Annotated in this window: 14 protein-coding genes and 2 pseudogenes; 10 read left to right on the top strand and 6 right to left on the bottom strand. The window is 73.3% G+C overall.

From position 1 onward, the window contains the following. Positions 1–228: 228 nt before the first annotated feature. Positions 229–549 (bottom strand): annotated as a pseudogene (locus tag O7626_RS07360) (hypothetical protein); the annotation flags it as partial. A gap of 181 nt (positions 550–730) precedes the next feature. On the opposite strand from O7626_RS07360, the pseudogene O7626_RS07355 reads away from it, so the two are divergent. Continuing rightward, a pseudogene (locus O7626_RS07355) lies at positions 731–5,098 on the top strand (ATP-dependent helicase); the annotation flags it as partial. A 592-nt stretch (positions 5,099–5,690) separates the two neighbouring features. After that, positions 5,691–6,626 (top strand): siderophore-interacting protein, encoded by a 936-nt coding sequence (locus tag O7626_RS07350; RefSeq protein WP_278060402.1) that lies wholly within the window; start codon positions 5,691–5,693, stop codon positions 6,624–6,626. A 17-nt stretch (positions 6,627–6,643) separates the two neighbouring features. Here O7626_RS07350 and O7626_RS07345 read toward each other — a convergent pair whose 3' ends face one another. Both O7626_RS07345 and O7626_RS07340 read right to left on the bottom strand, forming a co-directional pair. Next, the gene (locus O7626_RS07345) at positions 6,644–7,246 is read right to left on the bottom strand and encodes a histidine phosphatase family protein (protein ID WP_278060401.1); all 603 of its coding nucleotides are present in this window, start codon (positions 7,244–7,246) and stop codon (positions 6,644–6,646) included. 9 nt (positions 7,247–7,255) lie between these two features. Continuing rightward, complete coding sequence (locus tag O7626_RS07340; protein ID WP_278060400.1) at positions 7,256–7,900, bottom strand: transcriptional regulator; 645 nt, start codon at positions 7,898–7,900, stop codon at positions 7,256–7,258. A 98-nt stretch (positions 7,901–7,998) separates the two neighbouring features. Between O7626_RS07340 and O7626_RS07335 the strand changes: the two genes are divergently transcribed. Next, positions 7,999–9,261 (top strand): PEP/pyruvate-binding domain-containing protein, encoded by a 1,263-nt coding sequence (locus O7626_RS07335; protein ID WP_278060399.1) that lies wholly within the window; start codon positions 7,999–8,001, stop codon positions 9,259–9,261. Between the two features lie 87 nt (positions 9,262–9,348). On the opposite strand, the gene O7626_RS07330 is transcribed toward O7626_RS07335, so the two are convergent. The 3 genes from O7626_RS07330 to O7626_RS07320 all read right to left on the bottom strand — a co-directional run bounded on the left by O7626_RS07330 (position 9,349) and on the right by O7626_RS07320 (position 13,914). Further along, positions 9,349–10,287 (bottom strand): LLM class F420-dependent oxidoreductase, encoded by a 939-nt coding sequence (locus O7626_RS07330; protein ID WP_278060398.1) that lies wholly within the window; start codon positions 10,285–10,287, stop codon positions 9,349–9,351. A 148-nt stretch (positions 10,288–10,435) separates the two neighbouring features. After that, the gene (locus O7626_RS07325) at positions 10,436–12,613 is read right to left on the bottom strand and encodes a PQQ-binding-like beta-propeller repeat protein (protein ID WP_278060397.1); all 2,178 of its coding nucleotides are present in this window, start codon (positions 12,611–12,613) and stop codon (positions 10,436–10,438) included. A 299-nt stretch (positions 12,614–12,912) separates the two neighbouring features. Beyond that, positions 12,913–13,914: an Lrp/AsnC family transcriptional regulator gene (locus O7626_RS07320; RefSeq protein WP_278060396.1), complete on the bottom strand. Its 1,002-nt coding sequence runs from the start codon at positions 13,912–13,914 to the stop codon at positions 12,913–12,915. Between the two features lie 130 nt (positions 13,915–14,044). Here O7626_RS07320 and O7626_RS07315 point away from each other — a divergent pair, with 130 nt between their 5' ends. The 7 genes from O7626_RS07315 (at position 14,045) to O7626_RS07285 (ending at position 23,267) form a co-directional block, all read left to right on the top strand. Next, positions 14,045–15,388, top strand: a complete 1,344-nt coding sequence (locus tag O7626_RS07315; protein ID WP_278060395.1) for an alkaline phosphatase family protein — start codon at positions 14,045–14,047, stop codon at positions 15,386–15,388. Between the two features lie 62 nt (positions 15,389–15,450). Then, positions 15,451–16,827 carry an extracellular solute-binding protein gene (locus O7626_RS07310; protein ID WP_278060394.1) on the top strand — a complete coding sequence of 459 codons (1,377 nt, stop codon included), beginning with the start codon at positions 15,451–15,453 and terminating at the stop codon, positions 16,825–16,827. After that, positions 16,824–17,783: a sugar ABC transporter permease gene (locus O7626_RS07305; protein ID WP_278060393.1), complete on the top strand. Its 960-nt coding sequence runs from the start codon at positions 16,824–16,826 to the stop codon at positions 17,781–17,783. The genes O7626_RS07310 and O7626_RS07305 overlap by 4 nt, the downstream gene beginning before the upstream one ends. A 103-nt stretch (positions 17,784–17,886) precedes the next feature. Continuing rightward, a complete protein-coding gene (locus tag O7626_RS07300; RefSeq protein WP_278060392.1) occupies positions 17,887–18,747 on the top strand; it encodes a carbohydrate ABC transporter permease in 861 nt (286 codons plus the stop codon). Between the two features lie 62 nt (positions 18,748–18,809). Further along, the gene (locus O7626_RS07295; RefSeq protein WP_278060391.1) at positions 18,810–20,144 is read left to right on the top strand and encodes a Gfo/Idh/MocA family oxidoreductase; all 1,335 of its coding nucleotides are present in this window, start codon (positions 18,810–18,812) and stop codon (positions 20,142–20,144) included. Positions 20,145–20,146: 2 nt separating this feature from the next. Continuing rightward, positions 20,147–22,387 (top strand): alpha-N-acetylglucosaminidase, encoded by a 2,241-nt coding sequence (locus O7626_RS07290; protein WP_278060390.1) that lies wholly within the window; start codon positions 20,147–20,149, stop codon positions 22,385–22,387. Positions 22,388–22,490: 103 nt separating this feature from the next. Beyond that, positions 22,491–23,267, top strand: coding sequence for an SAM-dependent chlorinase/fluorinase (locus O7626_RS07285; protein WP_278060389.1), 777 nt, complete (start codon positions 22,491–22,493; stop codon positions 23,265–23,267). Positions 23,268–23,293: the final 26 nt, after the last annotated feature.

Below are 23,293 nucleotides of genomic sequence, written 5' to 3'. Positions count from 1 at the left end.
TACGACCAGCCACTCCGCCGGGAGGTCGAGAACCGGCGGGCCGAACGCTGGCCGGGCCGAACGCTGGCCGAAGGCTCGCGGGGTTGGCGGGCTACCGGGCCGGGATCAGCCGACGGTGCACGGGAAGTCGACGGCGGGCGTCGGGCTGCCGTCGAGGCGGACCGGGGCCGTGCGCCGGTCGGGGCGGGCACCGGCGGCGCTGTCGTCCGAGGCGTCCGGTGTGGACGGCACCACCAGGTCGGGACGGCCGAGTTGCCGGACGATCTGGTTGATCACTTGTTGGGCGGCGCCGAGAGACCGCTTGGGCAGCACCCGGCCGCGCGCCGCCCGGCGCAGCACCAGGGCGTGCACCGCGGCCCGGACCCGGGCCCGGTCCGCCGCGCTTGCCGTGGCGGTGGCGGCGACCAACTGGCGGAGGGAGGCGGCGAGCCGTTCGGCGAGTTCGAGGTCGTCGCCGCGCAGGCCGGCCCGCGCCACGGTCAGATAGGTCTCGACCCGACGGGTCAGCACGTCCGTGGTGGCGGGGGCATCGCGCGGAACGCCTGTCATCCGGACCCCCTCTGGCGCCGAGCTTGGGTTTCCGAGAAGTTACTGTAAGTTGCACATCATTCGCAAGCAGTTAAGTGAGACTTAGCCCTCATCTCAGCCGAAAACAACGATCAACCGGGCATGCGGACAACCGTCCGGTGAACCTGTCGGACCGACCGGGCACGATAGTCCGGTGAGCGATGTGCTGGCGACGTTCGGCGCGGCGACCCGGGAGTGGTTCGGCGCCGCGTTCGCCGCACCCACCGAGGCCCAGGCCGGGGCGTGGCGTGCCGTCGGCGCCGGCCACAACGCCCTGGTGGTCGCGCCGACCGGCTCCGGCAAGACCCTCGCGGCGTTCCTCTGGTCACTGGACCGGTTGACTCGCGAGCCGGCCGGGGCAGACCCCCGGCGGCGCTGCCGGGTGCTCTACGTCAGCCCGCTGAAGGCGCTCGCCGTCGACGTCGAACGCAACCTACGCGCTCCGCTCACCGGCATCCGGCACGCGGCGGCCCGGCTGGGTCTGCCGCCACCCGAGATCACCGTCGGGATGCGGACCGGTGACACCCCGGCCGACGAGCGGCGGGCGTTCGCGCGTACTCCGCCGGACATCCTGATCACCACGCCGGAGTCGCTCTTCCTGCTGCTCACCTCCGCCGCCCGGGACTCGCTGCGCGGCGTGCAGACGGTGATCGTGGACGAGGTGCACGCGGTCGCCGGGACGAAGCGCGGCGCCCACCTGGCGCTCTCCCTGGAGCGGCTGGACGCCCTGCTGCCCACCCCCGCCCAGCGGATCGGGCTCTCCGCCACGGTGCGCCCGATCGACGCCACCGCCCGGTTCCTCGGCGGCGCCCGGCCGGTGACCGTGGTGCAACCGGAGACCGCGAAGACCATCGAGGTCAGCGTGCAGGTGCCGGTCGAGGACATGACCCGGCTGGACGAGCAGGAGGCGCCGGACGACGAGTTCGGCACCCCGCGCCGGGCGTCGATCTGGCCGGCGTTGGAGGAGCGGGTCTACCACCTGGTCCGGTCACACCGGTCCACGATCGTCTTCACCAACTCCCGACGCGGCGCGGAGCGGCTCTGTGCCAGGCTCAACGAGCTGGCCGCCGACGAGGCCGAGCTGGCCCCCGACCCGAGCGCCGCGGCCGGCACCGGCCGGAGCGGCGCGCCCGCTGCCGACCCGACCAGCGCACCCGGCGCCGGCCGGAGCGGCGCACCGGCGGTGCCGCCCCGGCTGCCGGCCGAGATCATGGCGCAGTCCGGGGCGGCGGCCGGGGCGGCACCGGTGATCGCCCGGGCGCACCACGGCAGCGTGTCCCGGGAGGAGCGCCGGCACATCGAGGAGGCGTTGAAGTCCGGCCAACTGCCGGCGGTGGTCGCCACCTCGAGTCTGGAACTCGGCATCGACATGGGCGCCGTCGACCTGGTGGTGCAGATCGAGGCACCGCCGAGCGTCGCCGCCGGGCTGCAACGGATCGGCCGGGCCGGGCACCAGGTCGGCGCGGTCTCCCGGGGGGTGGTCTTCCCGAAGCACCGGGGCGACCTGCTCTCCTGCGCGGTGGTGGCGGAGCGGATGACCGACGGCGCCATCGAGGAGCTGCACTATCCGCGTAACCCGCTGGACGTGCTCGCCCAGCAGATCGTGGCGATGGTCGCCCTCGACCCGTGGCGGGTCGCCGACCTGACCGCGCTGGTCCGCCGCGCCGCCCCCTTCGCCGAGCTGCCCGACTCGGCCCTGCACGCCGTACTCGACATGCTCTCCGGGCGCTATCCGTCGACCGCCTTCGCCGAGCTGCGCCCCCGGCTGGTCTGGGACCGGGCCGCCGACCTGCTCACCGGCCGGCCGGGCGCGCAGCGGCTGGCGGTGACAAGTGGCGGGACCATCCCCGACCGGGGACTCTTCGGCGTCTTCCTGGCCGGAGCCGAGCGGGCCGCCCGGGTGGGCGAGCTGGACGAGGAGATGGTCTACGAGTCCCGGGTCGGCGACGTCTTCCTGCTCGGCTCGTCGTCCTGGCGGATCGAGGACATCACCCCGGACCGGGTGCTGGTCTCCCCCGCGCCGGGCCAGGCGGCCCGGATGCCGTTCTGGAAGGGCGACCAGCTCGGCCGCCCGGTGGAGCTGGGTCGGGCGCTCGGCAGCCGGCTGCGTGGACTGGTCCGGGCCGACGACGAGGCGGCCCGTGCCGCGCTGCGCTCCGGCGGGCTGGACGACTGGGCCGCCGACAACCTGGTGGCGTACCTGCGCGAGCAGCAGGCCGCCACCCGTTCGGTGCCGGACGACCGGACGGTGCTTGTCGAGCGGTTCCGCGACGAGCTGGGCGACTGGCGACTGGCCGTGCACTGTGTGCTCGGCGCCCGGGTCAACGGCCCGTGGGCGCTCGCCGTCGCCCGCCGGCTCACCGAGCGGTACGGCGTCGACGCCCAGGTCGTCCCCTCCGACGACGGTATCGTGGTCCGGTTGCCGGACACCGCCGACGATCCGCCCGGCGCAGAGCTGGTCGTCTTCGACCCCGACGAGATCGCCGCCGTCGTGGAGGAGTCGGTCGGCACCTCCGCCCTGTTCGCCGCCAGGTTCCGGGAGTGTGCCGCCCGCGCCCTGCTGCTGCCCCGCCGCGACCCGCGCCGCCGCCAGCCGCTCTGGCAGCAACGCCAGCGGGCCGCCCAGCTGCTCGACGTCGCCCGGGAGTACGCCGACTTCCCGGTCACCCTGGAGGCGGCCCGGGAGTGCCTCCAGGACGTCTTCGACCTGCCCGGCCTGGTGGCGCTGATGCGGGAGGTTGCCGCCCGGAAGGTGCGGCTGGTCGAGGTGGAGACGCCCCGGCCGTCGCCGTTCGCCCGTTCGCTGCTCTTCGGCTATGTCGGCGCGTTCCTCTACGAGGGCGACGCGCCGCTCGCCGAGCGGCGGGCCGCCGCGCTGGCGCTGGACTCGGCCCTGCTCGGTGAGCTGCTCGGCCGGGTCGACCTGCGGGAGCTGCTCGACCCGGCGGTGGTGGCCGAGACCGAGCGGCAGTTGCGCTGGCTGACCGAGCAGCGCCGGCCCCGGGACGCCGAGGACACCGTCGAGCTGCTCCGGCTGCTCGGCGACCTGACCGACGACGAACTCGCCGAACGCGGCGTCCGGCCGGACTGGTCGACCGGGCTGGCGGAGAGCCGACGGATCCTCCGGATCCGGGTCGCCGGGCAGGAGCGCTGGATCGGCGTCGAGGACGCCGGCCGCTACCGCGACGCACTCGGGGTGGCCCTGCCGGTCGGAGTCGCGCAGGCGTACCTCGAACCGGTGGCCGACCCGCTCGGCGATCTCGTCGCCCGGTACGCCCGGACCCACGGACCCTTCGCCGCGACCACCTGCGCGGCCCGGTTCGGCCTCGGGGTCTTCGTGGTGGAGCAGACGCTGCGCCGGCTCGGCGCCGCCGGCCGGGTGGTCTCCGGCGAGTTCTCGCCGACCGGTGCCGGTCCGGAGTGGTGCGACGCGGAGGTGCTGCGGCTGCTGCGCCGCCGCTCCCTGGCCGCGCTGCGCCGGGAGATCGAACCGGTACCGGGCCAGGCGCTGGCCACCTTCCTGCCCCGCTGGCAGCAGGTCGGCGCGGCGGCCCGGGGCGTCGAGGCGGTGGCCGCCGTGGTGGAGCAGTTGCAGGGTGTCGCGGTGCCGGCGTCCGCGCTGGAGAGCCTGGTGCTGCCCGCCCGGGTCGCCGACTACTCCCCCGGCTACCTCGACGAGCTCTGCGCCAGCGGCGAGGTGGTCTGGGCGGGCTCCGGTGCGATCGGCCGGGGTGACGGCTGGATCACCCTGGCCTACGCCGACAGTGCGGCCCTGCTGCTGCCACCGCCGGACGAGGCGCTGGCGCTCACCCCGCTGCACGAGGCGGTGTTGGCGGCCCTGGACGGCGGACAGGCGCTGTTCTTCCGGTCGCTGGCCGAACGGGTCGCCACCGACGAGCGGATCGTCGGTTCGGCCAGCGGGTCGATCAGCGGCTCGGCCAGCGGCCCGGTCGAGGACGCGACGCTTGTCGGTGTCCTCTGGGACCTGGTCTGGGCCGGCTGGGTCGGCAACGACACCCTCGCCCCGCTGCGGGCCGTGGTCGGAGGCGGTGGTGCGCACCGGCCGCGGAGCGCAGCGCCCCGGACCCGCTACCGGCGCCCGGGTCGCCAGGCGCTGCCGGCCCGAGGTGGACCGCCGACGGTCGCCGGGCGCTGGTCCCGACTTCCGGTACGCGACACCGACCCGACCCGGCGGGCGGCCGCGCTCGCCGACGTACTGCTGGAACGGCACGGGGTGGTGACCCGGGGAGCGGTCGTCGCCGAGGGGGTCACCGGCGGTTTCGCCGCGGTCTACCCGGTGCTCGCCGCGCTGGAGGAACGCGGGGCGGCCCGACGGGGCTACTTCGTCGAGGGGCTGGGCGCGGCGCAGTTCGCGGTCCCCGGTGCGGTGGACCGGCTGCGGGCGCTCGCCGAACCGGACGAGTTGCGCCGACGGGGCGGCGGTGCCAGGGTGCTCGCCGCCACGGACCCGGCTAACCCGTACGGCGCCGCCCTGCCCTGGCCGTCCCGGGTGGTCGACACCGGCGACGGGACCATCGGAGTCGACACCGGCGCGACCGGCGGTACGGCCGCGACAGGCAGCACGGCCGCTGCCGGCGGTTCGGCCACGACAGGCGGCCCGGCCACGGCCGGCGCTACCGGCGCAAAGGCAGGCCCCGGCGTTACCGGCGCGAGAGCGGGCCACGGCGCTGGCGGCGGTAACGCGACCGGACACCGGGCCGGGCGGAAGGCCGGTGCCCTGGTGGTGCTGGTCGACGGCGCACTGGTGCTCTACGTCGAGCGGGGCGGCCGGACACTCCTCTCGTTCAGCGACGACGCCGGGACGCTGGCCACGGCCGCCTCGGCGCTGGCCGCCTCGGTCGCCTCCGGCGCGCTCGGTGCCCTGGCGGTGGAACGCGCCGACGGCGCCTCGGTGCACGCCTCGCCGCTGCGCGACGCGTTGACCGCCGCCGGCTTCCGGACCACTCCACGCGGGCTGCGGCTACGCGGCTGAGCCGCCGCGGGAGCCGGGCGTCGGCGGGACGAAGATCGGATCCCCCGCTGACTTTACCGCGAGGTTAGGCTAACCTAACGAGGCGCCGCACTCGTCGTACCTGCGGCGACGCGTACCGAGAGGTTGGCCGATGACCGAGCTGTCCACCGCACCGTCGCTCGTCGCCCCGTGGCGGCTCTTTCCGGCCGAGGTCGTCCGGCTGCACCGGTTGAGCCCGTCCTTCCTGCGGGTGACCTTCACCGGCGACGACTTCGACACCTTCGCCGACCCCGGCTACGACCAGCGGATCAAGCTCGTCTTCCCGCTTGCGGCGCACGGCTTCGGGCACCTGCCGACCGGTCCCGACTGGTACCCGCGCTGGCGGGCCCTCCCCACCGAGCTGCGCAACCCGTTCCGCACCTACACCACCCGGGCGGTACGCCGGGAGATCCGCGAGGTCGACGTCGACATCGTGCTGCACCCCGACGGCGGTCCGTACGGCGCGCACGGCCCCGCGGCCCGCTGGGCGATGACCGCCGCACCCGGCGACCACCTGATGATCATGGGACCGGACCACGGCTACCCCGGCGACCACGGCGGCCGGGAGTTCCAACCCGCACTCGCCGACCGCACACTGCTGCTGGCCGGGGACGAGACGGCGGTACCGGCGATCGCCGCGATCGTCGAACGGCTGCCGGTCGACAGCCGGGGCGAGGTACTGCTGGAGGTGCCGGAGCCGGCCGACGTGCTCGCTCTGTCGGCCCCGCCGCTGCTGACCGTGACCTGGTTGCCCCGGGCGGCTGCGGCGCACGGCAGCCTGCTGGTCCCGGCGGTCCGCGCCGCCGCCGAGCGGCTCCTCCCGGCGGACCGGCCAACCCAGGACGACGGGTCGGAGGACGCCCCGGACGACGAGTTGTGGGAAGTACCGGTCGGCCTCTCCGGCGGTGGGCACTACGCCTGGCTGGCCGGCGAGTCCGCCGTGATCCGGGCGTTGCGCCGGCATCTGGTCGCCGAGCGCGGCCTGGACCGCGAGTCGGTCGCCTTCATGGGCTACTGGCGGCTCGGCAAGGCGGACGACGCGGCCTGACCACACCAGCGCGGCGCTCAGGGGCGTGCGTTCGCCCGGACCCCGGTCCAGCGCAGGTCGGTCGGCAGGTGGCTCATGTCGTTGAACATCACCAGGGTGGGTGCCAGGCCGGTGCGGTACTCGATCATCGTGAGTCCCGTGTTGGCGCTGTCCAGGCTGAGCCATCGGACCGGCGGCGCCTGCAGGGCGTCGCGCACCAACCAGGCGATCGGGTACGCGTGCGTGACCAGTACCTCGTAGCTGTCGGGCCAGCCCGGCTCGGGCACCCGCGCGAACCGGTCCAGTAACGCCGCCGCCACCCGGCTGCCCGCCGCCGCCTCGGCCTCGTCGTAGCCGTCGAAGAAGCCGGCCCAGGACCGGGGCAGCTCCGCCTCGTCGGGCACGTACGGCACGTGGTCGACGAGTTCGGCGGCCTCGGCTACCGGCACACCGGGCAGGTAGCGGGCAAGCTCGTGGGCGCTGGCCACGGCCCGTGGCAGCGGCGAGTGCCAGATGTTGCCGACCGGCAGCCCGGCGAGTCGTCCGCCCAACAGGGCCGCCTGCCGGCGTCCGGACTCCTTCAACTCCCCGAACGCGTCCGCCGCACCGTGCCGGGCCAGGTAGAGGTGCCGGGTTGCCATCGGACGAACCTATCGGGTGCCCTGTTCCGCGCCGCGTGCGATGCCGAGCGTCGAGAGCAGGTCCTCGTGCAGTTCCATCCAGACGGCGTGACACGAGGCGACACCGACCCCGGCCACCCACTCCAGCTGTCCCGCACGGGCCCGGCCCAGGGCTGCCGAGAACCTCTCGTCGTAGCCGCCGAACCGGGCCAGCACCGCGGACAGGTCGCCGACGACCCGGGCCAGTTCCCGGGCGAGCGTGCCGAGTTCGTCGAGCACCCGGGCGTCCCAGGCCGGATCGCCGTGGTCGTTGGCGGCCAGCCGGTCGCCCTGGCTGGGCCGCAGCTGCCAGTCGGTGCACGCCTTCACCAGGCGCCCGTTGAGCGACTCGAACTCCTGGTGCGCCCGCTGCACGACGGTCCGGGCGCCGGCCCGGTCCAGCTCTTCGGAGAGCCTTCCGGAGTCCTCCTCGCGGCCCCGCTCGGTGAGCGTCCATCCGCCGGTACCGGCGAACTCGGCGTGGGTCACCCAGCCGTACGCCTCGTAGTCCTTCAGCAGTTCCGAAACCGTGTCCGGGTCGACACCGGTGCGCCGCGAGACGGCCGCGTCCTCGGCCAGTCCGGTCACCCGGACGGTGTGCAGGACAAGCAGTTCCGGCGTGGAGGCGTGCGTCATGACAGCGAGCATCCCCGCCGCCGGGGCGGAACGCCAACAGGTTCGTCGGGAAAGCCGGTGACCGGTGGGATGCAGCGGACGAAGTAGAGTCTGCGGCTGTGTCCGGTCAGTCACCGGTCCGGCAGGGGGAACTGGTGCTCATCGACCTGGCTGACGCCGAACCCTCGACGTCGGGCGGCAAGGCCGCCGTCCTCGCCCGGCTCCTCGGGGCGGGACTGCCGGTACCGCCGGGATTCGTGGTGCCGACAGCCGCGTACGAGGCGGCGGTCGCCGGCCTCGACCTCGCCGAGCCCGGCGCCGCGCGGCGGCGGATCGGAGAGTTGCCGCTGGCCCCCGCACTGGTAGAGGCGATCTCCCGCGCCCTCGCCCGGCTCCGCCACGAGTCCGTCGCGGTGCGTTCCTCGGCGAGCGGCGAGGACACCGCCGACGGCACGGCGGCCGGACAGCACGACACGTTCCTGGGCGTCAGCGGGCCCGAGCAGGTGGCCGGGGCGGTGGGCGGGTGCTGGGCCTCGCTGTGGTCCGAGCGTGCCGTCGGTTACCGGCGCTGGCTGGCCACGCACGGGCCGGACCGGTCGCCGACGATGGCCGTGCTGGTGCAGCGCCTGGTGGACGCCGACGTCGCGGGAGTTCTGTTCACCGGGGCGGAGGTCCGGATCGAGGCTTCGTGGGGACTCGGCGAGAGCGTGGTCGGCGGGCGGGTCACCCCGGACTCGTGGACGGTCCACGGTGACACCGTGCTCCGCCGGGTACTCGGCGGCAAGGCCAACCGGCTCGACCGGGTGCGGAGCCGGGTCGTCGCCCGCGCCGTCCCGCTCGCCGACCAGGAGCGCTTCTGCCTGACCGACGAGCAGCTCGGCCGGCTGGTGGCACTCGGCCGCGACACGGCGGACCTGCTGGGTGGGCCGCAGGACATCGAGTGGGCGATCGCCGACGGTCGGATCTGGCTCCTGCAAGCACGCCCCGTCACGGCCCCGCCGCCGGACGCGCCGGCAGCGCACCCTGGACAACCACGGCACGGCCGGTCCCCGGCGGTGGGAACCAGCGTCCTGACCGGTACGCCCGGCAGCCCGGGAATCGCAGTCGGACCAGCCCGGGTGGTCGGCGGGCCCGGCGACTTCGCCCGGGTACGCGCGGGCGACGTCCTCGTGTGCCGGACCACCGACCCGGCCTGGACACCGCTGTTCGGCGTGGTCGCCGCGGTGGTCACCGAGACCGGAGGTGTGCTCTCGCACGCCGCCATCGTGGCGCGCGAGCAGGGCCTGCCCGCCGTGCTGTCGGTGCCCGGGGCGATGGCCGCCCTGCCGGACGGTGCGACCGTCGAGGTCGACGGCGGCACCGGCCGGGTCACGTCGGCGTGATCCCGTGAGCGCGGTTGCCGGCGTCCCCCTGGCGAGAACGGTCGCGGGATCGTGGCGGGCGGGTCGGACACCAACCCGGTAACGCCGTCAGAGCCGGGGTGCCACCTCGGCGGCGATCAGGTCCAGGTGGTCCAGGTCGGCGATGTCCAGCACCTGGAGGAAGATCCGGCTGGCGCCGTGCCGGGCGTACGCCTGGATCTGTTCGACGACCTGGTCCGGCGTGCCGGCGACGCCGTACGAGCCGGCCATCTCGACCGGGTCGCGGCCGATCGCCTCGGCCCGGCGGCGCACCTCGGCGTCCGACCGCCCGCAGAGCACCGCCAGCGCGGCGGAGAGCACCAGCGGATCCCGCCCGGAGTCCGCCCGACCGGTCCGCTCGGCGGCCTCGGCCACCGCCGCGTAGCTGCGGGCCACCTCGTCGGGCGAGCTGAACGGCACGTTGAACTCGTCGGCGAACCGGGCGGCCAGCATCGGGGTACGCCGAACCCCCTTGCCACCGACGATCACCGGTATCCCAGGCGTCTGGACCGGCTTCGGCAGCGCGGGCGAGTCGGTGAGCTGGTAGTAACTGCCCCGGTGGTCGAAGGTCTCGCCGAGCGGGGTACGCCACAGCCCGGTGACCACCTGCAACTGCTCGGTGAGCCGGCCGAACCGCTCGGCGAGCGGCGGGAACGGGATGCCGTACGCCAGGTGTTCCTCCTCGAACCATCCGGTGCCGAGGCCGAGTTCGACCCGGCCGCCGCTCATCTCGTCCACCTGCGCGACGCTGATCGCCAGCGGTCCCGGCAGCCGGAACGTCGCCGAGGTGACGAGCGTGCCGAGCCGGATCCGGGTGGTCTGCACGGCCAGGGCGGCGAGGGTGAGCCAGGCGTCGGTCGGACCGGGCAGCCCGGTGCCGCCCATCGTGAGGTAGTGGTCGGAGCGGAAGAAGCCGTCGAACCCGCACTCCTCGGTGTGCCGGGCGATCCGGAGCAGGTCGGCGTAGCTGGCGCCCTGCTGGGGTTCGGTGAAGATAACCAAGCGCATGCGGCTACCTTGCCAGGTGCCGGGCGGCAGGGCGGCAGGGCGGCACCTGGTGAGGCTTCCGGTCCGGACGTCCGGACCGGCGGAACCGATCCGGACGCCTCCGGCCAGCCGGACGCCTCCAGCCGGCCGGGCCTCAGCGCACGTCGCCTCAGCGCACGTCGATGCCGTGCAGCAGCCCGTCCTGGTCGCCGACCAGGAGTAGGTCACCGACGACGACCGGCGGGCTGTAGCAGTACCCGGTGGTGGTCATCTGTAGCCGGGCCCGGACCGATCCGGTGGCCAGGTCGAGCGCGACCAGCAGGCCGGTGGTGGTCGGAATCCACGCGACGGAACGGTGGATCGCCGCGCCGGTGCTGACCGGGCGCGCGCCGAGCCCGGTCGTCCACCGGGCCACTCCGGTGTCCGGGTCGACCCGGGCCGCGGTACGCCCTCCGTCGTCGCACATCAGCACGTCGCCGTCGTCGAGCAGCAGCTTGGGGGCGTAGATGTAGGAGCCCGGCACCGACCAGCGCTCCTGCCCGGTGACGGCATCCAGCGCGGACGCCTTCGCCACGGTGGAGACCAGGACCAGGCCGTTCGGGAGTACCTCCAGGTTGTCCGCCCACGGGCCGTAGATGAGCCGGCTGTACGCGGTGGTGCGGTCGGTGGTGGAGAACGACCACTGGACGGCGCCGGTCCGGGCGTCATGGGCGTAGACGTTGCCGTCCCCGGCACCGGCGTAGACCCGGGTGCCGTCGCTGGCCGCGCGCCCGGCGAACATGCCCGACCCGGTCACCCGCCACACCCGGACGCCGGTGCGCGCGTCGACCGCCTGCCGGGTCTCGCCGGCGGCGAAGACGACCAGGGTGCGGCCGGCCACCGTGGTGACCAGCGGGCTGCCCAGCACCGGGGCGCCGGCCCGGTAGGCGAACCTGCGCCGGCCGGTCGCCGGGTCGAGGGCGTGCAGATGGTGGTCGGCCGAGGGCACGTAGACGGTCCGGCCGTCGGGTGCGAACGCCGGCCGGCCGTACACCGAGCCGATCCGGGTCCGCCAGCTCTGCCCCAGTCCCTTGCGGGTGGGCCGGGCGCCGAGCACGGCGCCATCGCTGGTGGTGGCGACCAGCAGGCCGTCCCGAGCGGCAAGGCCGGCCTGCACCGGTGCGCCGAGCTGTTCCCGCCAGCGCAGCCGCCGCCGGGGGTCGGGGAGGGCGAACGTCCGGGTCTGCTCGTACCAGGCGCCCTCGGGGTCGGTGACCCGTACGGTCATCCGGTGCTCGCCGGGCGGCAGTGCGGCGATGTCCAGGTTGGTGCCGAAGCGGCGGCCGGAGGGGTCGGCGGCGAGGTCCCGCCACTGGCCGGCGTCCTTGAGACCGTACGTGTGCTGGGGGTAGAGCTGGGCCTGCACGCTGGCCGCCGTCGCGCGCGGAGCGAGCCGCACCGAGACCGCCAGGGCGGAGCCGGCCGGGGTCAGCGAAAGCGCCTGGGGCCGCTGCGCGAAAGCGGTCCGTGCGCCGTCGAGCGGGATCTCCAGCACCGGTCGGGTCTCGGCGCTGCCGTCGGCGGCCCGCTGCACGGCCGTGATCCGCAGCGCCGAACCGGCCCGGCCGGAGGTGCGCTCCACCCAGTAGTAGATCGGTGTCCCGCGGGTGTCGTCGACCGCCAACTGGGTCAACCCGTTGAACCGCTGGACCTGCTCGGCGTGCACGTGCCCGGCGAACACGGCCCGTACGTTGTGGCGGTCGAGGAGACCCAGCAGCCGTTCCTGGTCGTTGACGTAGTAGTTGTCACCGCCGAACGGGAAGTGGCAGAGCAGCACGATCGGCACACTGGCCGGTACCCGCTTCAGGTCCCGGGTCAGCCAGGCGATGCCGGACTCACCGAAGCCGCCCGGCTCCTGAAGCAGGTGGCTGGGGTCCAGTGCGACGAAGTGCAGGCCGGCGTGGTCGAAGGAGTACCGGCTCGGCCCGAACAGCGCGCCGTAGCGCGCCCCGGCGGTGCTGTCCCACCGCCAGTCGTGGTTGCCGGGAACGTGCCGGATCCGGGGCCGCAACGCCGCCGGAATGGTGCCCAGGTAGGTGTCGTACTCGGCCACCGAGCCGTGCTCGACGATGTCTCCGACGTGGCAGACGATCGACGGGTCTGCCGCGGCCATGTGCTGGTACGCCCAGCTCACGATCTCGGTCCGCTCGGGGATGTCCACGTCGATCTGGGTGTCACCGAGCAGCGCGAACCCGGACCGGGCGGGGCCGCCGGGCCAGGGCCAGTTGGCGGCGGTCGGTGCGCCGAGGGCGGGCGAGCCGCCGACCGCCGCGCCGGCGGCCACCGCGGCGGCGGTACCGGCGCTCAACCGGAGGATCCGGCGGCGGTCCAGCCGGAGGGGGTCAGGCTCACGGGCGGGCATCGATGACATCGGGTCCCTGTCCTTCCGGCTGACGTCGTCTGAAGTGCCGGTGAGCGTGGCACGGGCCCGAGTTTTCGATCAAGGTGGTCCGGGTGAATCGGCGATGATCTCGCAGGAAACCGTCAAAGATGGCCGGCGGAATGTCGGCTCCTTGCATCCGCCCCGGTCACCGCCCCGGCCGGACCTGGTGCGCGGCCTGGCGCAGGTGCCGGCATGGCCGTGGCAAGGGGTCGGCCGGGCCGGGCTCAGGTGCCGGCGTGGGCGGGCTCGGGTGCCGAGACGGGTAGCACCATCCCGGCCCGTTTGACGGAGCGGAGGGCTACCGCGACGTCGGCGTGCTGGAGGCCGGGTAGCTGGCCGACCGTCTCGGAGAGGAAGTCGTAGAGCGCGCTGTCGCTGGCCAGCGCGATCTCACCGCAGAGGTTCCGGTCTCCGGTCGTCGCGGCGATCATGAGTACGGCCGGGTGGGCGGCGAGGAGTTCGCCGGCCTGCCCGAGCTGGGTCGGATTCACGTTGAGCGAGACGAAGGCGTTCACCGGAAGCCCGACCACAGCTGGCTCGACAAGCGTCCGCATACGCAGGAACCCGGCGGTCATCATCGCCTCGGCCCGCCGCCGTACGGTGACCGGACTCGCGCCGCACCGCTCGGCCAACTGCTGCCAGCCCTGACGGCCATCCCGGCTCAGACCGGTGACGATCGCCTCGTCCAGCGGGCTCAGCCGTGGTGGCGGGACGGTGGGCACCTGTTCGTTCCACTGGTCCATCCGCTGGTCGCGCAGCCGGTCGACCACGTCGGGGGGAAGCAGGCTCGGGCTCCAGCCGTGTGGGGTGGAGAACCTGCGGATCACCTGGTTGCTCCAGACGGCGAGGATCCCGTCCAGGCCGGGCAGTTGCTCGAACATGAGCTGGCAGAGGTGCTCGTTCGAGGTGTAGGAGACCTCGGCCACGCACTCGACGCTGCCGGTGACCAGCTTGACCGATCCGCTCTCCGACCACCGGGCCAGGTGCTCCGCCGACCGGCTGGCGGTACCCGGCCGGCAGCGCAGCCGGACGAAGAGCGATCGCGCCCGACGGGTCGTCTCGCTGTCCATCACCCCGATCACCCGGACGGCCCCGCTGCGCATGAGTCGTGGCAGCCGGCGGGAGACGGTCGCCTCCGAGGTGAAGACCGCCTCGCCGATCTGCGCGTGGGTGGCCCGCGGATGTGCGAGCAGGGCGCCGATGATGCGGCGATCGAGTGCGTCCAACAAAGCCCCATACCCATCACTTTGGCGCGATGACATGCTGAAGTCTTGCATTCGCCGTGGAAAAGTTGACACTCTACCTCGCCGGTCCGCAGACTCGCGCTCACCTTCTTCCGGGGTGAGGAGACAGCGAATGGCGCTTCCGGTCAGGCGGCGGCACGTGGTCCGGACAATCGCGGCGGCGACGATCGCGCTGCTCGCGGCCGTTACGGTACCCCCAGGCCCGGCACCCGCCACCCCGCCGCCGCCCTCGTCGACGCCGCTGGCCCGGCCCGCGCAGCGGGTAATTTTGTTCGACTTCGACGGATTCGACCCACGGTTCGTCTCCGGCCGGTACGCCGGCGTGGCGGAGCTGCCGAACCTTCGGGCACTGATCGAAGAGGGCTCGTACGGCGTCGCGCGCGGCTCCTTCTCGTCGTACTCGAACTCGTCGAGGGCGACGACAGCGACCGGCACGTACCCGATCACCCACCGGAACACCGGCTACTACTACAGCCGGGACACCGATCGGGGCGTCTCCCAGGAGCGCTACCTCGAGCCCGGTGTCGAGACGATCGCCCAGTCGCTGCGGCGGCAGGACCGCACCGCCGCCTACCTCCAGTGGTACGTCGTGCAGAACTACGGTGCCGCCTTCGGCGACCCCGCCGCCCTCTACACCCAACCGGGCGGAGACTGCCAGACCCGCGCCGACCAGGCGATCGCGCTGCTGCACGGTGAGCCGGTCGACTCCGGGGGCACGATGGTCGACCCGGCGCGGATCCCGGACCTGATCACCGTCTACTGCGACGACGTCGACGCGGTGCTGCACTCCGACGGGTTCTCCGCCGCCGGCCTGCCGGCCGCGCTGGCCCGGGTGGACGCCCAGATCGGGCGGGTCCGGGACGCCGCCCGGGAGGCGGGCATCCTGGACGAGACCGCATTCGTCGTCACCGCCGACCACGGCGCCCGGGACTGGACCATCCCGCTGCTGCCCGAGGTGGTCGACCGGCTCGCCGGGACGGGCCTGACGGTCGAGGTCATCTCCTCCTCCGGTGGTGCACCGGACCCGGCGAGTGAGATCGTCATCGTGGCGGCGCCGCGTACCGCCGACATCACCCTCCGGGGCCGGGCCGACACACCGGCGCAGGCCCGGAACATCGCCAGGATCATCCGTTCCGTCCCTGGGATCGCGGCCGTCTACGACGAGCGGGACCTGCGCCGGATGAAGGCCAGCGACAAGCTCGGTGACCTCGTCGTCGAGCCGATCGAGCCGTACCACCTCTCCACGCTCACCGACGGCAAGCCGCGCGGCTCGCACGGCGGCCTGGCCGAGGCGTACGTGCCGCTGGTGCTCTCCGGCGCCGGGATCCGGGCCGGTGTCCCGCTGCACGACGTCGGTCTGGTCGACGTGGCCGCCACCATCGGCGCCCTGCTCGGTGTGCATCCGCCGTCGACCTCCCGGGGGCAGGCCGTTCGCCAAGCCATCGAGCGGCCCTGACCGGGCCGGGCTCTGCCGCCGACCCAGCTCCGATCCCAACGCATATCGAGGAGATGACACATATGACCCAGCGGACCAGGCGCGGGTACGTGGCGGCGGTCGCCGCCACGGCCGCGCTCACACTGCTCGCCGGCTGCGGCGACTCCGGTGATTCGGATGCGGGCGACCGCAACGAGATCACCGTCTGGACGCCGCAGACGACCCCGGAACGGGTCGCGGTGCAGCAGCAGGTGGCGGCCCGGTTCACCGAGAAGACCGGCATCGCCGTACAGGTCGTACCGCTGGCCGAAGCCGACCAGCGGCAGTCCCTGGTGACCGGCGCCGCCTCCGGCGACGTACCCGACGTGATCCTGCACAGTGCCACGTCGACGTCCGCCTGGCGCTCGCAGGGGCTGCTGGACACCAAGGCCGCGCAGCAGGTCGTCGACGACCTCGGTGCCGGCACCTTCAACCAGAACGCCCTGACCGCCTTCGGTCTCGACGGCGAGGTCGGCGCCGTGCCGAGCGACGGCTGGGTGCACCTGCTCGCCTACCGCAAGGACCTGCTCCAGGCCGCCGGGGTCCAGGTCCCCACCAACCTGACGGAGGTGGCGCAGGCCGCCACCAGGATGAAGGCGACCGGGGTGACCGGCATCGCCCTCGGCACCCAGACCGGCACCGCCTCGGGCACCGAGGCGATCTACTCGATGTTCCAGAGTGCCGGCTGCGAACTGGTCGACAACGGCGCGGTCACGATCGACTCGGCCGAGTGCACCCGGGCGGCCGAACTCTTCAAGGCGCTGCGGGACTCCAGCGTGCAGGGGGACTTCGACGTGACCAGCGCGCGGGCGGCGTACCTCGCCGGGCGTGCCTCGATGCTGCTCTTCTCGACCCACATCCTCGACGAGCTGGCCGGCCTCGACCCGGCGAACCCGCCGACCTGCCCGCAGTGCAAGGACGACCCGGCGTTCCTCGCGAAGAACTCCGGCTTCATCACGGTGCTCGACCGCAACCACCCGGCCCAGTACGGTGCGACGCTCGGCTACGCCATCCCGGAGGGCGCCCACACCTCGGAGGCGCAGCAGTACGTCAAGTTCGTGCTGGAGGAGGGGTACGCCGACACGCTCGGCTCGGCGACCGAGGGGCGGATCCCGCTGCGTAACGGCACCGCCGCCGAGCCGAACGCCTACCTCGACGCGTGGGGCAAGCTCGGCATCGGCCCGCAGCGGACGAAGTCCGTGGCCGAGCTGTACGGCCCGGAGATGGTCACCGCGATCCGGGACGGCATGAACGCCGTCCGGCTGTGGGGCATGGGGACCAAGGACTCCCCGCTGGCCGGTGAGGTCACCACGCAGGGCACCCTCGCACAGTTCCTGGAGCGGCTCTACGGCGGCACCCCGCCCGCAGAGGTGACCAAGGCGATGGCCGAGGAGGTCAAGAAGGTTCAAGCCGAGCTGTGAAGACACCGACAGCTCGAACCCTCGCCCGTTGGGAGCGGCTGAGCCGCTCCCAGCGGGAGAACCTCAACGGCCAACTCCTCACCGGGCCGTCGCTACTGCTGGTCACCCTGGTCGTCCTGCTCCCGTTCGTCCTGGTCGTGGTCTTCGCCCTCTCGGACACCCGGCTGGTCGACATCCCGAGGTTGTCGCCGTCCACCATCGAGTGGAGCCTCGACAACTTCAGGGACGCGGCGCGGTCGGAGGCGTTCTGGGACGCGCTCTGGACCACGATCGCCTACGCCGGTCTGACCACGGTCGGATCCATCGGGGTCGGCCTGGCCCTCGCCCTCGCGCTACGGCGCCCGTTCCGGGGACGCGGGCTGGTCCGGGCGCTGCTGCTGGTGCCGTACGTGCTGCCGGTCATCGCGGCGGCGACGATCTGGCGCACCATGCTCAACCCGCAGTACGGCATCGTCAACGCGGTGGGCCAGGAGTACCTGGGCTGGCAGACTCCGATCGGTTTCCTCAGCACCACGTCCGCGGAGCTGGCCGGGGTACCGGTGCCGGTGTCGCTGCTCGTCGTCATCTGTTTCGAGATCTGGAAGTCCTTCCCGCTCGCCTTCCTGTTCATCACCGCCCGGCTGCAGAGCGTGCCGGGCGAGATCGAGGAGGCCGGCGCGCTGGACGGGGCCTCCGGCGGGCAGAGCCTGCGCCACCTCGTCCTCCCCCAACTGCGGGGGGTCATCCTGCTCCTGGCGCTGCTGCGCTTCATCTGGTCGTTCCAGAACTTCAACGACGTCTACCTGTTGACCGAGGGTGCCGGTGGCACCCAGGTCATGGCGATCAAGGTCTACACGGAGTTGGTCACCAGGGCCGACATCGGCGGCGCCGCGGCGTACGGGCTGCTGATGTCGCTGATCCTGAGCGTGCTGCTCGCCGGCTACCTGCTGCTGTCCCGGCGCAAGGAGCCGATGTGAACACCGGTGACGGAGTCGAGATGCACACCGGCGACGGAGTCGACGTGCACACCGGCGGCACGGCGCGGCCCCGCGGCACGGCCACGAACCGAGGAGGCAACCGGTGAGTTCACCGATGCGGCCGTCACGTCCGGCCACCGTCCTGCGGTGGACGTTCATCGTGGTGGCCCTCGCATGCAGCGTCGGACCGGTCCTCTACGGGGTACTGCTGTCGCTGCGCCCGTACTCCGCCGCCCTGCTGGACCCGCTCGACATCGTTCCCGGGCTGGGCGAGATCGACCTGTCCAGTTACGTCGCGGCGATGAAGGACGAGTCGGCCGGAGGATTCGGGCTGGGCCGGTTCGTGCTCAACTCCCTGCTGGTCGCCCTCGCCACCGTCGTCGTGTCGATCGTCGCGTGCATCTTCGGGGCGTACGCCGTCGCCCGGCTCCGCTATCGGGGCCGCCGCGTCACCAGCGCGATCATCCTCGGCGTCTACCTGTTTCCGGGCATCGTGCTCGCGGTACCGAAGTTCGTCATCCTGAGCCGGCTGGGGCTGACCGGGTCGCTCGTCGGGCTGCTCGTCATCTACGTCGCCGCCACCGTCCCGGTCGCGCTGTACATGATGCGCAACTACTTCCTCGCCCTGCCGGAGAGCGTCGAGGAGGCGGCCCTGCTCGACGGCTGCTCGCTGCCGATGATGCTGCGCAAGGTGGTGCTGCCGATCGCCCTGCCCGGCGTCGTCGCAACCGCCATCTACGTCTTCATGATCGCGTGGAACGAGTACTTCTACGCGCTGCTCTTCCTCGTCCAGGACCGTTCGCTGTGGACCGCGCCGCTCGGCCTCTCCCAGCTCACCGACTTCCAGGTGCCGGTGACCGTGCTCCTGGCCGGCTCCATCGCGGTGACCGTGCCGGTCATCGTCATCTTCTTCCTCGCCCAGCGCTACATCGTCGCCGGCCTGACCTCGGGAGCGGACCGGTGAGCCCGGAAAGGACGTCGGTGAGCCCCGACAGGATGTTGGTGACCCCAGAAAGGATGATCGACGTGACAGGCCCGGCGCCATCCGGCACACGTCCGTTACGACTGCTCGTGCTCGGCGCGGGAGGGAGGGGCGCGCACGCGTACGCGCGGTGGTGCCTGGAGCACCCGGACGAGGCCCAGGTCGTCGCGGTCGCCGACCCCGACCCGGAGCGCCGCCACCGGCTGGGCGACACCCACGCCGTCCCGGACTCGGGACGGTTCACCGACTGGCGGCAGGCGCTCGCGGCGCCCGGACCGTGGGACGGCGTCATCGTCGCGACACCGGACCGCGACCACGTGGAACCCACGCTCCGCGCCCTTGAGCTGGGACGGCACGTCCTGCTGGAGAAGCCGATCGCGCCGACGCAGGAGGAGGTGCAACGGCTAACCGTCGCGGCCCAGCGCAGCAGCGGCACGGTCACCGTCGCCCACGTACTCCGGTACACCCCGTTCTTCCGTACGCTCCGCAGGCTGCTCGACGAGGGACGCATCGGCCAGTTACAGGGCATCTCCCACATCGAGAACGTCGCCTACTGGCATTTCGCGCACAGCTACGTACGCGGCAACTGGCACCGCACCGACCTGTCGAGCCCCATGCTGCTGGCGAAGGCGTGCCACGACATCGACATCCTCCGGTGGCTGGTCGGCGCGCCGTGCGTGGCGGTCGCGTCGTTCGGCGAACGCCGGCACTTCCGGGCCGAGCACGCCCCGAAGGGATCGACGGAACGCTGCATCGACGGCTGCGCCGCCGCCGACACCTGCCCGTACAACGCCGAACGGCTCTACGTCGACCAGCTCGCCACCGTCAACGGCCCGCCGGTGACGGTCATCACGAACGACACCAGCGTCGCCGGCCGGCGCCACGCACTGCGGACGACCGACTACGGGCGGTGCGTCTATCGGATGGACAACGACGTCGTGGACCACCAGACGTCGACGCTGCTGTTCGGCAACGGCGTCACGGCGTCGCTGGTGGTCTCCGCGTTCACCGCCCAGAACACCCGCACCCTGGTGCTGATGGGCAGCCACGGGCAGATCACCGCCGACATGCGCTCCGGACGGATCGAGGTCGCGCCGTTCCTGGAGACACCACCCCAGGTGGACGGGCGCAGGGCCAACCCGACGCTGGAGGTCGGCGCCGGCGCCCGCGGGATCACCGAGGAGGTCACCGAGGCCTTCACCGGGCACGGCGGCGGAGACTCCGGGCTGATGACCGACTTCGTGCGGCGGGTCCGGCACCGGCTGCACGGCGACGACCTCGGGGACGCCCCGAGTTCGCTGGCGGAGAGCCTGGAGAGCCACCTCATCGCGTTCGCCGCCGAACGGTCGCGGCGCAACCGCACGGTGGAGGAGCTGTAGCGATGCGGGGCCTTCTCCGGGAGCTGCTGGTGCGCGTCACCGGCAGCGCCGACCGGGTACGGGTGGAGCGGATCCCGGCCGCCGACGACGGCAGCGCGGTCGCCGGGTACGAGTGCCGGGACGGCGAACTCACCCTGCGCGGCTCGGCCCCGGTCGCCGCGGCCGCCGCCTTCGGGCAGTACCTGAAGGCGTACGCCGGCCGCCAGGTGAGCTGGGACAGCCCGCGCCTCGACCCGCCGCTGGCCTGCTGGCCGGCGGCCCCGCCGACCCGGCTGGGCACCCCGTTCCCGATCCGCTACCACCTCAACGCCGTGACCTACGGGTATTCGACGGCGTTCTGGGACTGGGACCGCTGGGAGCGGGAGATCGACTGGATGGCGCTGCACGGCGTCACTTATCCGCTCATGCAGGTCGGGCACGAGGCGGTGCTGGCGGAGCTGTACCGGCGGGCCGGGCTCGCCCCGGCCCGGATCGACGAGTGGATCGGAAGCGCGGCACATTTCCCGTGGACCTGGATGGGCAACACCCACTCGTTCGGCGGACCGCTGCCGGCGACCTGGATCGGCCGGCACGTCGAGTTGGCCCACCGGATCCTTTCCCGGATGCGGGCGCTGGGCATGACGCCGGTGCTGCCGACGTTCGGCGGGCACGTGCCGCCGGAACTCGCCGACCCGTCGGCCGGTGAACTCGAATGGCAGGGCTGGCGCACGCCGATCCTCGGGCCGGAAAGCCCGCGGTTCGCGCGGCTCGCCGCCGAGTTCCTGGGCATCCAACGCGAACTGTTCGGCACCGACCACCACTACGCCGTCGACCCGTTCGTCGAGTCCGTGCCGCCGAGTGGCGAGCCCGGCTATCTGGCGTCGATGGGTCGGGCGGTCTACCGGACGATGGCGGAACGCGATCCCGAGGCGGTCTGGGTACTGGCCGGCTGGCCGTTCCACTACCAGCGCGAGTTCTGGACGCCGGACCGGGTACGCGCGTTCCTCTCCGACATACCGGCCGAGCGGCTGCTGCTGCTCGACCTCTGGGGCGAGTACGCCCCGATGTGGCGCCGGGACGGCATGTACGGGCGGCGCTGGATCTGGTGCGCGATCCACAACTTCGGCGGCCGTTTCGCGCTCTTCGGCGACCTGCATGGGCTGGCCCGGGACGTCGACGAGCTGCGGCAGCGCCGGCCGTCCGGGTTGGTCGGCATCGGGCTGGCCCCGGAGGCGATCGAGAACAACACCGTCTTCTACGAGTTGGCCACCGACCTCGCCTGGGGCGTACCGCTGGTTTCCGAGTGGCTCGACGCGTTCGCCCGGCAGCGCTACGCGACCGCGCACGACGACGTCGTACGGGCGTGGCGGATCCTGGCCGACACGCTTTACGGGCCGGGGCGTACCCGTTCCATCCCGTCTCCGGTCATCGCCCGCCCCTGGGGGGTCGGCACCCCCTTCGCGGCGCAGCGCCTCGCCGGCGAATTCGTCCCGCAGGACGCCGAGCCACAATTCGTCCCGCAGGACGCCGAGCCACAATTCGTCCCGCAGGACGCCGAGTCACCACCGGAGCTGGCGGACGGCGACGCGGAGGTGGTACGGCCGTCGGCGAACATCGACGCGGAGAACGACCCGCTGGTGCTCGGCGCCCTGCCCCGGATCGCCCAGGCCGCGCGGCTGCTGCTGCGGCGGGCGGCCGAGGTGACCGTCCGGGATCCGCTGGAACGCGACGTCGCCGAACTGGTCGGCCACGTGCTGGCCCAGGGCGCCCGGGTGCACATCCGCGGCATCGTGGCGGCCTTCGCCGAGCGGGATCCGGCGGCGATCCTGGCGCATCTCGCCCGGCTCCGGAGCGACCTGCTCGACCTCGACGAACTCGCCGGCACCCGGGCGGATTCCAGGGTCGGGCAGTGGATCGCCGCCGCCCGCGCCTGGGGTGACTCCCCGGCCGAGGCGGACGTGATGGAGCGGGACGCCCGCAGCCTCGTCTCGGTCTGGGGACACCAGTCGAGCGGGCTGCACGACTATTCCGGACGCCACTGGTCCGGCCTCGTCCGGGATTACTACCTGCCCCGCTGGGAGTTGTGGGGCAGCTGGCTGGCCGAGGCGGCACGGGCCGGACGGGAGCCGGACGTCGGCGTGCTGCGGGATCGCATCGTCGCGCACGAGGAATCCTGGCGGGACGCCCTGGGCGGCTACTCCGCCGAGCCCGACGGCGACACCTGCGAGGTCGCGGCGCGGATCCTCGACCGGCTCGGGCGCTGACCCGGGCGCTCCCGGCCGCGCAGCCCGACTTCCCCGGCTCGGTCGAACCGTCTGCGCCGGCCTGAGCTGGTCCGGGCGCCGCGCCGGGCTACCCTTTACGGCTGTGCCCGGTTACCCATGGCTCAGCCTGACCACCGACTACGGTCTCTCCGACGGGTTCGTGGCCGCCTGCCACGGGGTGGTCGCCCGGATCGCCCCCGCCGTCCGGGTGATCGACGTCAGCCATCTGATCCCGCCCGGAGACGTCGCCCGGGGCGCCACGGTACTGGCCCAGACCGTCGGACACCTGCCGCCGGCCGTGCACGTGGCGGTGGTCGACCCGGGCGTGGGTACCGCGCGCCGGGGCGTCGCCCTGGGTACGCCCGGCGGCGTGCTCGTCGGGCCGGACAACGGACTGCTGCCCCGGGCCGCGGAGGTGCTCGGCGGGATCGTCGCGGCGGTGGAGCTGACCAGTCCGGAGTGGTTTCCCGAGCCGTCCCGTACCTTCCACGGCCGGGACGTCTTCGCCCCGGCCGCCGCCCGGTTCGCGCTCGGCGCCGCGCTGACCGAGGCCGGTCCGGCGTTCGACCCGGCGACCCTGGTGCGCCTTCCCGAGCCGGTCTTCGTGGCGGGTGCCGGCTGGCTGGAGGCCGAGGTGCTGACGGTCGACCACTTCGGCAACGTGCAGCTCGCCGCCCCCGGGTCCGCGCTGCGGCGGCTCGGTCCGGTGATCCGGATCGGCGAACGCCGGGCGGTCCGGGGCGGTACCTTCGGCGACGCCCCGCCCGGCGACCTCGTCGTGTTCGCCGACTCGGCAGACCGGCTGGCGGTCGCGGTCAACGGCGGCCGGGCGGACGCCCTGCTCGGCGTCACCCCGGGCGACGTACTCCGCCTGGAATGACCGCTCCCGGCCCGACGCTCCTGCCC

This window comes from Micromonospora sp. WMMD1102 (genome assembly GCF_029626265.1).
Lineage (GTDB): Bacteria > Actinomycetota > Actinomycetes > Mycobacteriales > Micromonosporaceae > Plantactinospora.
The sequence above is the reverse complement of the archived record's forward strand: the minus strand, read 5'-3'. Positions and strand labels throughout refer to the sequence as shown.